The sequence below is a fragment of the Fibrobacter sp. genome, assembly GCA_024398965.1.
GTDB lineage: Bacteria > Fibrobacterota > Fibrobacteria > Fibrobacterales > Fibrobacteraceae > Fibrobacter.
On record JAKSIF010000024.1, the window covers coordinates 1 to 13,656 of the forward strand.

The 13,656-nt window shown below is 50.5% G+C and carries 12 protein-coding genes; 8 read left to right on the forward strand and 4 right to left on the reverse strand.

Translation table 11 applies throughout. From position 1 onward, the window contains the following. The 7 genes from MJZ26_10040 to pilQ all read left to right on the forward strand — a co-directional run. A partial coding sequence (locus tag MJZ26_10040) for a hypothetical protein (protein ID MCQ2106119.1) occupies positions 1-1,355 on the forward strand: 1,355 nt, incomplete at its 5' end. Between the two features lie 21 nt (positions 1,356-1,376). Then, complete coding sequence (locus MJZ26_10045; GenBank protein MCQ2106120.1) at positions 1,377-2,390, forward strand: PilZ domain-containing protein; 1,014 nt, start codon at positions 1,377-1,379, stop codon at positions 2,388-2,390. Between the two features lie 98 nt (positions 2,391-2,488). Further along, positions 2,489-3,628 carry a pilus assembly protein PilM gene (locus MJZ26_10050; GenBank protein ID MCQ2106121.1) on the forward strand — a complete coding sequence of 380 codons (1,140 nt, stop codon included), beginning with the start codon at positions 2,489-2,491 and terminating at the stop codon, positions 3,626-3,628. After that, complete coding sequence (locus MJZ26_10055) at positions 3,628-4,239, forward strand: PilN domain-containing protein (protein ID MCQ2106122.1); 612 nt, start codon at positions 3,628-3,630, stop codon at positions 4,237-4,239. The genes MJZ26_10050 and MJZ26_10055 overlap by 1 nt, the downstream gene beginning before the upstream one ends. Position 4,240: 1 nt before the next feature. Continuing rightward, entirely contained in the window at positions 4,241-4,840 is a 600-nt protein-coding gene (locus MJZ26_10060; protein ID MCQ2106123.1) for a type 4a pilus biogenesis protein PilO, read from the forward strand. Next, complete coding sequence (locus MJZ26_10065) at positions 4,837-6,834, forward strand: hypothetical protein (GenBank protein MCQ2106124.1); 1,998 nt, start codon at positions 4,837-4,839, stop codon at positions 6,832-6,834. The genes MJZ26_10060 and MJZ26_10065 overlap by 4 nt, the downstream gene beginning before the upstream one ends. Further along, positions 6,834-8,459: a type IV pilus secretin PilQ gene (gene pilQ / locus MJZ26_10070; protein ID MCQ2106125.1), complete on the forward strand. Its 1,626-nt coding sequence runs from the start codon at positions 6,834-6,836 to the stop codon at positions 8,457-8,459. The genes MJZ26_10065 and pilQ overlap by 1 nt, the downstream gene beginning before the upstream one ends. A gap of 163 nt (positions 8,460-8,622) precedes the next feature. Here pilQ and holA read toward each other — a convergent pair whose 3' ends face one another. Together holA and greA are read right to left on the reverse strand one after the other, a co-directional pair. Beyond that, positions 8,623-9,603 carry a DNA polymerase III subunit delta gene (holA, locus tag MJZ26_10075; GenBank protein MCQ2106126.1) on the reverse strand — a complete coding sequence of 327 codons (981 nt, stop codon included), beginning with the start codon at positions 9,601-9,603 and terminating at the stop codon, positions 8,623-8,625. Between the two features lie 22 nt (positions 9,604-9,625). After that, positions 9,626-10,090, reverse strand: coding sequence for a transcription elongation factor GreA (greA, locus tag MJZ26_10080; protein ID MCQ2106127.1), 465 nt, complete (start codon positions 10,088-10,090; stop codon positions 9,626-9,628). Between the two features lie 101 nt (positions 10,091-10,191). On the opposite strand from greA, the gene argJ reads away from it, so the two are divergent. Further along, positions 10,192-11,409 (forward strand): bifunctional glutamate N-acetyltransferase/amino-acid acetyltransferase ArgJ, encoded by a 1,218-nt coding sequence (gene argJ / locus MJZ26_10085; protein MCQ2106128.1) that lies wholly within the window; start codon positions 10,192-10,194, stop codon positions 11,407-11,409. 109 nt (positions 11,410-11,518) lie between these two features. On the opposite strand, the gene MJZ26_10090 is transcribed toward argJ, so the two are convergent. Both MJZ26_10090 and MJZ26_10095 read right to left on the reverse strand, forming a co-directional pair. Continuing rightward, the gene (locus MJZ26_10090) at positions 11,519-12,448 is read right to left on the reverse strand and encodes a hypothetical protein (protein ID MCQ2106129.1); all 930 of its coding nucleotides are present in this window, start codon (positions 12,446-12,448) and stop codon (positions 11,519-11,521) included. 49 nt (positions 12,449-12,497) lie between these two features. Next, positions 12,498-13,610, reverse strand: a complete 1,113-nt coding sequence (locus MJZ26_10095) for a glycosyl hydrolase family 8 (protein MCQ2106130.1) — start codon at positions 13,608-13,610, stop codon at positions 12,498-12,500. Between the last annotated feature and the right edge of the window lie 46 nt (positions 13,611-13,656).

The following is a 13,656-nucleotide window of genomic DNA, read 5'->3' on the forward strand; positions in this document are numbered from 1 at the left end:
GACCAACGGCGTCGCTGTCCGTATGGCTGTTCTCTTCCTTTTGGCTGGAGGTCGTAACAATGACTAAGGCGTGCGAAAAGAAAATTGAAAATGTTGTTCTGAAGAACGTCCGCGTTTGGGACGGTGCAAAGTTTGTACAGAAGGCAGCTCTTGCCATTGCTAACGGTTACGAGGTTGAACCGGATTACTTTGCAAAGAATCCCGCCGAACTGGATGCTGAAGTTGACTGCGATGGCGCCCTTGTGATGCCCGCCCTCTTTGGCTTGGGCGTTGATTTCCGCGAACCCCTTCGCGACGACATCTACACTGTGAAGGATGGTATCAAGGCCATGCGTAAGGGTGGCTTCTATGGTGCCCTTTACGAAAGCTCTGCAAATCCTGTGGACGACAGCGAAAAGCTTGCTGCCCTTGAAAATCGCCTGGCTGGCCAGAACATGAAGTTTGCTGTTCTCGGCGCCTACAGCGTTGAATTCGGTAGCGACCGCCTTTCTGAAATGCTTGAACTTGCCGAAGGCAATGAAGACCTGGATGTGAAGGGCGTTGCCGGTTTCGGTGACGGTAATGCAAGCATCCCGCACAACCGCTTTATCCGTCTTGCCATGGAATACGGCAAGATGACTGGCAAGCGTTTCTTCTTCCAGCCCATGGACAAGACTCTTCGCAAGAGCGGCTGCGTTCACGAAGGCGCCTACTCCGATATGATGGGCATGAAGGGCATTCCCCGTATTGCAGAAACCATTGCCGCCTACACGGTTCTTGAAAACGCCCGCTTCTTGCAGGTGCCGGTTCACTTCAAGCAGGTGACCTGCGGCGAAACTCTGGACTTGATCCGCGATGCCCGCAAGAAGGGTATCGACGTCACTTGCGACGTGGACATGTACCACTTGCTGTTCGATGATTCTGTCTTGACCACTACGGATTCCGCGTTCCACCTGCTGCCGCCTCTCCGCGCTGCAGCCGACCGCGAGGCCCTGTTGGCAGGCATTGCCGACGGTACCGTAAACGCTATCAGCGTGAACCACACTCCGGTGCTCCGTCAGGACAAACAAGTTAACTTCGAAGATTCCGTGCCGGGCGCCGTTTCTTTGGAAGTGGCTCTGCCTGCTCTCTGGAAGCTTCTCTCCGAAAAGTTCGGTGAAGCCAAGGCCATCGAACTTCTGTCTGCCGCTCCTGCAAAGATTGCCGGCGTGGAAGCCGACAGCAAGCTCATGAATGTCGTGGTTCTTTCTGAAAAGTCTCACGTCGTGGCTGAATCCGAATTCGCTGGTCATGTCTGCAACTCTCCGCTGGTGGGTACCGAAATTCCTGCAACAATCGTTGGTTCCTACATCGGCGGTGTGTGGACTAAGGCCTAATACCTAAAGGGAATGTCGTAGATGATTGAACCGCTTCAGCTTGTCTGGATGGCGTCCTTGGTTGTCGCTGCTTTCGTACTGTTGGTGCTATGGGAAGTCCATCGCATCAACTATCGTCGTGAAAACGAAGAGATGTTTGGTACAGAAGCCTTTGACGAAAAGGTGAAGGCTTTTGAATTTACAGACAAGGAAAAACGTACACTTGAAAAGATGATTCGAGCATCGTCCTTTGAAAATAAGGACGCGGTCATTAATTCGTCTGTACATTTCGAGGCGGCTGTCACAAACTTTTACGATTTCCGAGATGTCTTTACGATTCGAGACGAAACCGTAGATGCCGTGGAAAGTATCCGTAAAAAGATGGATTTCACGGCGTCGAACCCGCTGACCCAGGTTTGCTCTACAAGGCAGTTCAATGTGGGGGACCGCATTGACCTGATACTGGATAGCGGCCGAGTGTTTAAGCGATCTGAAATTGTGTGGCGTAAGGAAAAGGAATGGGCCATTACCTACGACGGAAGTTGCGGCCCCGTGGGAGACTTTGTTGGTCAAGAGGTTCTTGTTCGATGGACTCGTCCGGATGATGCTGTGTACTCCACCTATCTCGATGTCAGATCCTGTTTGCCCGACCAACTTATTTTGCCCCATTCTTCCAACTTGGAGAAAAAACAGCTTCGTCGTTGGGTTCGAGAAACGGTTGCATTCCCTGTGGTTGCTACACTTCCCGATGGATCGACTTGCGAAGGGCGCCTTTTTGACCTGTCTGCAGGCGGTATCATGATCGGTTTGCCTGTGGATTGTTCTTCGGGCGAACACGTTCGCATAAGATTTGTCCTGCCCAGTTTTGGCGAAGAGGATGTAGAAATCGAGATTTTGCGTAATTTGGGGCATAAACGTAGTGAATTCCCCGAATATAACTGCCTCACCGCTTCGTTCAGCGGGTCCTTTGGCTGGACTCAGGAGAGGGTGCTGCAATACCTATTTGAGGCTAACAAGGCAAAAAAAGAGGCTGCAAAGAAGGCAAAAATTGCGTAACTACTTAATTTTCAATGACTTAGCGACATTGTCCGCTTGACATTTGTTCATTTTTAAGGTAGAATTAGTATCGTATATTTTCCTATCGGAGTTTTATTTTGGCTTTAGGATTAATTGCAAAGATACGTGGAGTACGTGAAACCATCGGAATTGATGTTGGTCATTACAGCATCAAGTACGTTAAGGTGCTTCACAATGCCAACGGTGGTCGAATTGTTGTTGATGCAGACTTGGAAAAGGTTCCTGATGGCGCCATCATCAATGGCGAGATCCAGGCCGCAGAAGAGGCTGTAGAGGGCGCAGAAAAGACCGAAAAGAAAGGCGAGGACCTGCTTGCCGATGCCCTTAACAAGCTTCTCCTCCGTCATCCGGGGGAAGATTCCGCTGATGTGGTTGTTTCCGTGAACTGCGGTGCCGGTGCTGGTGGTGTTCTTGTAGACCGCCTTTCCGTGAAGGTGCCTAAAAACGGCAATGAAGCTGCAATTATTCTTCAGACCGCCCAGTCCCGTCCGCCCTTTGATGACCAGGACAACGTGATCGACTACGAAGTCGCTTCCAGGGAAGGGGACGAAGTCAAGGCCAACGTGGTTGCTGCAAAAAGCGCCCTGCTGGACTCCTGGGCAAAGTTCTTTGTTCGCCGCGGGGTCCGACCGGCAGCCATGGACGTAGATATCTTTGGCCTCCTGAATGCGTTTGTTACAACTGCTGAACCTAAGGATCTTGAAGCTACCACCGCAATTTTCAACATTGGTGAAAAGAAGATGAGCGTGGTTTTTGTGCAGGATGGTAAGTTCCATTCTATGCGATCCATGACCGGTGGTGCGCTGGATATGGTTATCAGCAAGACCTGCATGAACTTGAATATTGATGCTGAAAAGTGTCATGAAATTTTTGACAAGAGTGACATGTCCATCGTGGATGGATTCTCTGAAGCAGAAGTGGAAACCGCTCTTAAGCTGGCTTACGAAGACGTAATGGCCCAGATTGATTTCGGTATCCGTTACTTCTCTACATCCGATGACGCCAAGAATTTGGACAAGATTCTTTTGGGTGGCGGTGGCGCTGCAATTCCTGGTCTTAAGGAATTCATCGCAGAACGCTCCGGCATTGAAACTGATACGGTGAATCCCTTCCGCCTGGCAGAATGTGATGAAAAGGTTTTCGGAGAAAATGGTATTTCCATTGCCCTTTCTAACATCTACGCTCCGGCTCTGGGCCTTGCAATGAGGAAGTTCTAATGGCTGCAAAGAAGAAAGAAGTGACGAAGCAGGCACTGGCAATTTCCATTAACCTGTTGCCTCCGGAATATCGTAAGAAGCAGAAGGATTTCTCCTGGTTTACAGACCGTCGTGTGATTTGGCCTGTAGTGGGACTTATTGTAACCATCGTTGCAGCAGTGATGCTCTTCGCTTATGTGGACGAATCCGTTCGTCATCTGAACGATGAAGTTGCTCGAGTAAGAGCTGAAGTTGAACGTGAACGTCCGCTGCTCACCAAGATTAGCGATCTTGAACAAAAGCAGGGCGTGGTCAATACCAAGATCAACGCTCTCAAGTCAATCCAGGTCAACAAGAAGCGCTGGATTATCTTGTTCGAAAACATTTCCTCTGTGCTTCCGCCCAACATGTGGGTGACGAGCATTAACCAGATGGGCGAGTATGATATTGAAATGAAGGGTGTTACCTTCGATTTCTCTGAAGTCGCCGAGTATATGGTGAAGCTTGAAAAGCAGGTGAGTGTGCAGACTGTCTCCTTGGTAACCATCTCTACCACAAAGGTGGATGGCGAAGAGGCCTATAACTTTACCATAAAGGTGGTCCTGAATAGGGACCTCAATGGGGAGGGTTGATATGGGTGGTATAGACTTTAAAGACAAGAAAAACATATTTGCCCTTGTGATTATCGCCGTAATCCTACTGGGTGGTTACTACATGTACGATTACGTGTGGAATCCGTTCGTACTGGAACGCGAAGGATTGGAACGTGATTTGCAGTCCGCTCAGTCTGAACTAGACAAGATCAATGCCAAGAAGCACCGTGTTGCCGAGTTGGAATTGCAGCTTGTTCAGGCCGAAAAGGATTTCGAAAAGCTCAAGGAAATGTTCCCGGAAGAAGAAAAGGTTCCTCTGCGTTTGCAGGACCTGTATTCTGTTTTGCGCAGTTCTGGCGTCCAGATTCAGAAGTTCAATCCTGAAGGCCGTTCGGAACGTGAACATTACATTGAAAACCGTTATGCAATCGCTGTTAATTCCGGCTATCATATGCTTGGATATCTGTTCGCAGAAATTGCAAACTTCAATTATCCGACCGCTATTTCCAATTTGAAGCTGAACCGTTATTCCGGTATTGCTGCGGAAATCCAGAAGGCGGAAACTCATGGCTGGACTCCGATTACCATGTCGGTGTCCTTTAACCTGACCACCTATACATCCAAGAAGGTTGCAAAATGATGAAGTGCAAGTTCCTTCTTTTGTTCGTGATGGCTGCGGTCGCCGCACAGGCGGCTCAGATTAAGGATGTGCGTTTGGCTTGCGAATCCAAGGGATGCCAGATGGTGTTCTCCTTTGCTTCGGACAAGGACCTTCCCACATTCTTCCAGAAGTACGATGCTGCAGCCAAGAAGTTGACCGTCGGTTTTTCCGAGACGACCTTTGCTCTTGGCGAAGGTACTTTTGATGTGGATGCCGATTCCAAGTTCGTGAAGTCCATGCGTGTCTACAAGGAAGCCTTCCACGGAACAAGCTTCTTGAAGATTGAAATGTCTGTGGGTGCATCCATTGCTACCGACAAAAACGACATTTCTCTGGACAAGTCCAATTTCAATTTGAAGTTCAAGAGCAAGGGCGGCAAGTCCTGGACTCTTTCCAAGCTTTTTGCTGACAAAAAGAAGGCCGCCGAAAAGCAGGCTCTCCTGGACAAGAAAGCTGCTGAAAAGGCCAATCTCGAAGAAAAGAAGCGTTTAGCCGAAGAGAAGAAGGCCGCAGAAAAGGCTGCCCTTGAAGAAAAGAAGGCTGCCGAAAAGCAGGCCGCCGAAGACAAGAAGGCTGCTGCCAAGGCCGCTGCCGAAGAAAAGAAGCGCTTGGCCGAAGAAAAGAAGGCCGCCGAAAAGCAGGCCGCCGAAGACAAGAAGGCTGCTGCCAAGGCCGCTGCCGAAGAAAAGAAGCGCTTAGCCGAAGAAAAGAGGGCTGCAGAAAAGGCTGCCCTTGAAGAAAAGAAGCGCCTTGCCGAAGAAAAGAAGGCTGCCGAAAAACAGGCTCTCCTGGACAAGAAGGCTGCAGAAAAGGCTGCCAAGGAAGAAGCTCTTCGCAATGCAGAACTTCAGAAGCAAATCGATAAGGCTGTAAAGGAAGGCGGTCCTATTTCCGCCCTCATCGCTAACATCAAGGAAATGACAGTCCTGGTTGGTTCTGGCATGGAACAGTTCCGCCTGGTGGCAGATTCTCCGATTGAAATCAAGAACGTAAGCGATCCGGATAAGGCTTCCGTCATCACGATTGGTTTGTCTGGACCTCAGAGATCTCCGCTGTTCAAGATTGGCGCAGGTTCCTTGGTGAAGTCTGTTACCTGGGGTGCAAATGGCGTGAAAATCCAGCTGCAGTCCGGAGCAAAGCCTGTGGTACTTGTTCAGGACGGTGCGTTGATCCTGCAGACTCGTCACGAAGCTTCCAAGAAGGAAGGTTTCCTGTTCTGGTCTGCCCAGCCCAATGGAATCTTCGTTCGTAACTGGACCAAGCCTGTTGAAGAAAATCCGAACTTCGATGCTTTCGTAAAGAAGTTCGAAGGCGAAAGCAAGAAGCTGGTTTCCGGCTCCCAGACTTTCCACCTCCGTCCTGTGATTCGCGAGTTGATCGTTGTTGCTGATGAAACTGAATTCTATGCTGCTCCCAATGAGGATGCTCAGGTATTACAGCGTGTTGTCTTTGGCGATCGTCTTGTAAGCCTCGACATTACTGGCCTTTATCGCAAGGTGCAGCTGGGTAACCGCGTTGGTTACGTAAACAAACGCTCGGTCAGCTTCTTTGATGAACTTTCCTCTGTACAGTCAGAACGCCTGAAACAGGTCGACAAGGAACGCGGCGTTGTGGAAGAAACCTCTGCAACGGTTGCTGGCAGCCAGTTGGACGATCTTTATGAAGACCGAGTCACTTACAGTTCTTTTGGTCGTCGAGATCCGTTTGTTGAAATTAAGGGCCTGGTGGAAGAAGGCATCAACATTGACCAGGTTGAACTGATGGGTATCATCTGGGAATCCGAAGTTCCCATTGCTATTCTCGTAGAATCCAAGAATCCTTCCATTTCCTACACTCTTAAGGAAGGCGACAAGATTCTTAACGGTAAAGTCTTGAAAATTACACAAACTGACGTGCTCTTCCTTATTCAGGAATTTGGTGTGAGCCGCCGCTACTCCATGGGTCTTCCCGATAAATTTGGGGGTAAAAAGTGATGAAATCTATGACAAAAATCCTTACTGTACTTCTCCTCGTATTTGGCATTGCCTTTGCTTGGAGTGCCCCTGCCGAAGGCACTGTTGCCCCGAACAAGAAACTGTATGATTTCAACTTCGTCGATATGGACTACGAAGCGGTGTTCCGCTCTGTTTCCATCATTGCCGGTGTGGATATCCTTATGGCTCCCGATGTAAAGGGTAAGATCAGCCTTCGCGTGACCAAGAAAACTTGGCAGGAAACCCTGGATATTATTTGTAACATGAATGACCTCACCTGGGTTATTCAGGACAAGTACATTACCATCCAGCGTTTGGCTTCTTACCAGGCTAAGCAAAAGAAGATTGCCGATGAAGAAGCTCAGGCTGAGCAGAATGCTCCCTTGGTCCGTAAGAATTTCCCCATCCATCATGCAAAGGCCGATGAACTTATCAAGGTCCTGGAAAGCATGAAGTCTGGCCGCGGTCGTATTACCTCTGTGGAACGCACCAATTCCATTATCGTGTACGATACCGAAGCTAAGATCGAACAGATGGAAAATGCTCTTGAAGAACTTGATGTGGAAACCCTCCAGATCATGATTACTGCAAAGCTGGTTGTTGTCAATAGCGAACGTGCCCGCGAACTGGGTGTGGACTGGACTGCAACTATGGGTAACACAGCCCTTACTCCGGGTACCGCAGCTGCCGCAACGGGTAGTGCTGCTGGCGCAACCCGTACCAGTGCTGTTGTGCAATCCTTCCCGGGCGGCGGCAAGTCTCCTGCAGTGGGTAACGCACAGACTGCTGTTACCGCAAGCCTCTTGGATAACAATCTCCAGATTGCCATCAGTAACTTGATGGGTGATGCCTCCACTGAAGTTCTTGCCAGCCCCCAGGTTTCTACCTTGGACAATACCGAAGCCAAGGTGTTCATGGGTGACAAGGTTTCTATCCGCGTGATCGATGACAGTGGTGAATCTTCTACTCAGATGGTAGAAACCGGTATTAAGCTGACAGTGACTCCCCATGTTTCCGGAGACAACCGCATTATGTTGGATCTCCATCCGGAAAACAACTCCTACGACTATGACTCCAAGGGCGAAATCGTAATCAGCACCCAGGAAGCACAGACCAAGGTTGTTGTAGCAGATGGTGAAACTGTTGTGATTGGTGGTCTTACCCGTAACGAAACCCAGGAATCCGAAAGTGGTATCCCGTTCCTGAAGGATATTCCGCTGCTTGGCAACCTCTTCAAGTACTCTCGTAAGTCTGTGGTGAAGAAGGACCTGGTCATCTTCGTGACTCCGCGTATCATTCGTAACTACATGGGTAACATTGAAGTTTCTGAACCGACTCGCGAAGCTTCTAGCAAGGACGCTCCCGAAGCCAAGAAGGTCGAGGCAGCTCCTGAAGCCAAGCCTGTTGAAGCCGCCCCTGCTGCACAGCAGGAAACTGCTCCGGTGGAACAGGCTCCCGCAGAAAAGGCAGAACCTGCTCCGCAGCCTGCTGCAGAACCGGCTCCGGTTGCACAGCCTGTAGAACCCGCTCCGGTCGCACAGCCCGTTGAGGAAACTCCGGTAGAACAGGCTCCCGCAGTGGAAACTCCGGCAGAAGCTCCTGCTGGCGATGACTACGACTGGTAATTTTGTCTAACCAAATTTTAAAAGGCTCCGCTGTGGCGGGGCCATACAGGGCGCCGCGAACGCGGGGCCTTTTTGATATCTGGATGTTCTTGAAATACAGACTTGAGCTAATGCTGCGGCGAGAAACTCTTGTCGCGGCAAATGGATTTGTCTTGAACTGGAATTAACGCACTACTAGGGCGGCAAGGGCTAGCTCCAGACTTGTGGCGGTCCACTTGCTGGATTTTAGCTCGTAGTTGAGGTCGGCCAGTCTGCGAATGACGCGGACCAGTACGGCCTTGTTCCAACGGCGGCAGCATTCCGCGGCGTTGCCCTGCTTGCAGAACATGTAGTAGTTGGCGCCAATCTGCTTGCAGACTTCCTCATGGTTGGTGCCCTTGGCGGCCAATGTCATGAAGTTCAGCAGGGAGATGGCGTGCTTGTAGAGTTGGCTTGTGATGAGGATGCCCGAGGTTACGGGATCTTCTTTACTGCCATAGATGATGTCGTGAATCTTGCGGGTATAGCCTACGGCGTCGCGCATGCCAAAGAAGTTCAATACTTCGTAGGGCGGAATTTCACGGCGGGGCATGACCATGGTCTTTACAAGGTCATAGGTAATCTTGTTGCAGTCTGGCGAATAGAGTAGTGCCTTTTCGACTTCTTCACAGACCAGCTTTGTGTCGGTGCCAAGAGCGTCGGCAAGGTACTGGCAGGCGGCTGGTTCGATGGGCTTCTGGAAAAATCCCGGAATGTTTGAGGCAATCCAGTCGTGCATCTTGTACTGCTTAGGCTCTTCGTACTTCTCGACCTTGCCGACCTTGGGGAGAATCTTGTAAAGTTCCGAGGTGGCTCGAAGTTCATCGAAGTCCAGCAGCAGCTTGCAGTCGGGGGCGTCCTTGAGCCAGCGGGCCAAGGCCTTGGATTCTTCAGCCTTCATGGCATCGGCCCTACGGACCACCACCGCCTGTTCCGGAGCAAACATGGATACGGATCCGCAACTCTCCATAATCAATCCTGCTACAGAGGGGATGTTGGTGTCGGATGCGTAAATAATCTGCTTGGCCAGCGGGTCGTCCTTGTTCGCGCCAAGAGCGTCAGATAGAAACTTCTCTACCTGACGATCCTTGGAGAACTTGTCTTTACCGATGAGGGCTAGAATCATAGAGCTTTGAAAAAGCTACGGATTACTTGAAGTCGACGATTTCGAACTTGTTGGTGCCCTTGGGGGTTACAACTTCTACGATTTCGCCTTTCTTCTTGCCCATGAAAGCAGAACCCATGGGGCTCTTGAAACTGATCTTGCCATTCATGGGATCGACGCCTTCGGGGCTTACCAGCTGGTAAACGACCTCGCGCTTGGTAGCCAGGTTCTTTGCTGTAACGGTGGCGCCAAAACGGATGGTGTCGGAATTAGTATCGAATTCAACGATAATGGAGTTGGAAATCTGGTCTTCCAGCTTGGGAAGTTCCATATCAATATGAGCCAGCATTTCCTTGGCTGCATGATATTCTGCATTTTCGCTTAAGTCGCCCTGCTTGCGGGCTTCTTCCATTTCGTCTACAACGCGGGGACGTTCAATCTTCTTGAGGAAGTTGTAACGTTCAACCAGCTTATCAAAAGTTTCTTTAGTACAGGGTGTTTTTGCCATGCCTTTAAGTTAGAATTTTTTTTATGGACAAGCCAAAGAATAATGGTGCAAAGGGTCTTTTTTTGTTATAATTTAACGTGAAGAAAACAATAGGAGACACTATGTATACTGTGTTGGAAAAAGGTGGCGTTTGCTCCCCCAAGGGCTTTACCGCCTGTGGTATCCGCGCTGGCATCAAGGCCAGTGGTAATGATGATATGGCTCTTCTCAAGAGCGAAAAGGCTGCTCGTTGCTTTGCCGTGTTTACAACGAACAAGGTAAAGGCTGCCCCGGTGCTTTATGACAAGGCAGCCTTGGAACACGCACACTTTGCTACCGCTGTTGTCGTAAATAGCGGTAACGCCAATGCCTGCACTGGTGAACAGGGTTACAAGGATGCCGAACGCATGGCCACCTTGACCGAAGAAGCCTTGGGCCTTACTCCCAAGAGCGTTCTGGTTTGCAGCACCGGTGTGATTGGTCACCTGATGCCCATGGACAAGATCGAAGCAGGCATTCCTCGTTTGGTTGCTGGCCTCCATGCAGATGCTTCTGAAGAATTTGGTCGTGCCATCTTGACTACGGATTTGGTCCTCAAGTCCCACGCTGTTGAAATCCAGACCGAGAAGGGTGTGGTGACCATCGGTGGCGCCTGCAAGGGTAGCGGTATGATTCACCCCAACATGGCTACCATGCTGGCTTTCATTACTACAGACCTTGCACTGCCTATTGATTTCTTTGCTGAATTCCGCGCCAACATTGCGGACTCCTTCAACGCCATTACCGTTGATGGCGATACCAGCACCAACGACACCTGCATCCTTTTGGCAAACGGCATGAGCGGTCTTCGTTACGAAGATCTTAGCCTGTCTGAACAGGGTGAATTCCGCGCAGCCCTGATGCTTGTGATGAAGTCTCTGGCCAAGGACATTGTCCGCGACGGTGAAGGTGCTACCAAGCTCATTGAACTTTGCATCGAAAAGGCTGAAAGTCACGAAGAAGCCTTGAAGATGGCTCGCTTTATCGGTACCAGTAACTTGGCCAAGTGCGCAATGTTCGGTCAGGATCCTAACTGGGGCCGTATCCTTAGCAGCGCTGGTTCCAGCGGCTGCAACATGGTTGCCGAACATACCGATCTTTACTTTGGTGATGTCCAGGTTCTTGAAGGCGGCCGTCCGGTGCAGCTTACCAAGGAACAGACCGATGCTCTCCATGCTGTTGTTCGTCAGCGCGAATACAAGGTGACCTTGGTTCTTAACATTGGTCATGCTAGCGCCAGCGCATTCACTTGCGACCTGAGCTATGACTACGTGAAGATCAACGCTGAATACACAACCTAGTATAAAGGTTATAGGTTAAAGATTAAAGGATAAAAAAAGGGAGTTCCGTTTGGAACTCCTTTTTCTGTGCGAGAAAGATTCGCGGGCTGCGACTTGGGCTGGCTTCGACTTAGTCCTTGATGCAGCGGAGGCTTGCTCCGTGCTGGGGATTGAACTTCTCGAACTTGGCAATGTCCTTGTCGTGGTAGAATACCAGAACTTCGCCGTTGTCGACCCAGAAGTAAGCCTTCTGGCCGGCTCCTTCGAACTTACGTTCCTTCAGGGGAACGTCGCTCTTGGCGAAGTGACCTCCACCGGCCTTGGCGCCGAAGCCCAGTTCGTCCTTGCCGTTGCCGAAAATGCCTGTGCCCTTGAGCGGGTCCCAGCCATAGCCGGCCTTAAGTGCAATGCCCGGCTTGCTGTCTACGCTGGCGTAAGTCAGGAGAACTTCCCAGTCGTGCTTGGTGGGCATGTGGAAACCTTCAAGGCATGCCTTCTTTGCGTTTTCGAAATCGTAGAGACGTCCCCAGTGGTTGCACTGGGCGCAGACGGAACCGCTTGCTGTTGCGTAGTTCATGTTTTCTGCGATCCACAGCTGGGCTCCAATGCGGATCCATTCGTAGGAGAATCCATCACGGGGGTCCTTGTAGCTGCCGCTAGTTTCTGGTTCGCCGTTTTCGTTGAAGTATTCACCGAAGGCAATCTGCTTATTCTGCTTGTACTGCAGTTTGCTGGAAACCTTGCCGTTCTTGTGATAGAAGGTTACAGGACCTTCGATGTAGCCGTCTTCGTAGGTGTATTCCGCCTTGATGGATCCGTCGTCGTAGTATTCCTTGGAAATACCCTGACGGCGATCATTTTCGTAGGTGGATTCCCTCTTCATGTTGCCGTTTTCGTAGTATTCCTTTTCGGAGCCTTGCTTCTTGTCCTTGACGTAGGTGGCCTCGGAACGGATTTGACCACTGGGGTACTTTTCAACACGGATGTCTTCACAACCGGTGAGGGCTGCCACAAGGGCGAATCCTGCAATGAATGCGGAAATTTTAATTGACTTGTTCATCTTATTCTTCCTCTTAACCTAATCCAAACGGTTTAATAGAAAAATCTGTCTAGAAGTGAATCTTGCCTGCGGTAGCCAGAAGGCCGATCATGTAGAGCATGCCGTCGTAGTAACGCCAGACTCTGCTGGGCACGGAAAGGGCAGCCAAGTCCTTGACGAAGGGCTTGACCAGTGCGTCGTCGGAAGACAGTACCTGAGTTGCTGCTGCGTTCATGGCGATAACGCCTGGCGTTGCGCTTCTGCCCGGCCTGGGGAAGTCAGAGCCGTCTACGGCGTAGTCTGCCAGGTAAGGCCTGCGGCTCTCGAAGAAGAACAACAGGCGTTCGCACATGGATTTTTCGACTTCGTCACCGCGGAACAGGGCATAGTCCAGACTCATGTTCATGGCGACGCGCCATGCGTCTCCGCTAAAGCAGTTACTTTCTGGATACCAGGGTGTTGCCCTGGGGGTTCCGTCGAATTCGGAATATTCGGAACAGAGCCCGGTGTCATAATGGGTGGCTTTCTTCAGGTACTCGATACTGTTCTTTGCGATGGTTAACCAGCTTTCGTCGCCGGTGGCTTCTGCAAAGGCTCGATAGAATGCGATGGTGTGATAGCTGGGATCGGTAAAGTCGTTGCCCTTTACGGGGGAGAATCGGACCATCAGTCGTTCAGGATCGAAGATGGGACCGACTTCGCCATTGTCCGGCTTGTGACGCAACCAATTGATGAGTTCGAGGGCTTCTTGCTTGAGTTCGGGGCGGCCGAATTTTTCGGCGGCAATCAGCAGGGCCATGGCAAAGTATTCCTCGCCATCAGGAGCTGCACCCGGATCCATCATGGAAAAGTCAGTGGTGGAAACCTGCCAGGAGTAGTATCCCTGGTGTGGACCGTCGTTGTTTCTAAGGTAGCGCTTGGTGAAGTTCCAAAGCTTGTCAAACTGCTTTTCGTTACCGATGAGGGCTGTAATGTACATGCCGTAGCTCATGCCCTCGGAGCGGATGTCGTCGTGTCCGATGTCTACGATGTAGGACATGTCGTCCGAGGCATCGAAACAGATTCGCTCGTCGATGGGATCGCCTTCGAACAGCTTGCTATAGGCGTTTTGGATAAGCTGGTTGGCAAAGTTGGGGCCGTAGCCTGCCTCAACGAACATATCACGGGGTTGAAAACGATCCATAGAAAAATCCTTTGAGTCTTATTGGAAAACTCTCTATGCTAAGTAT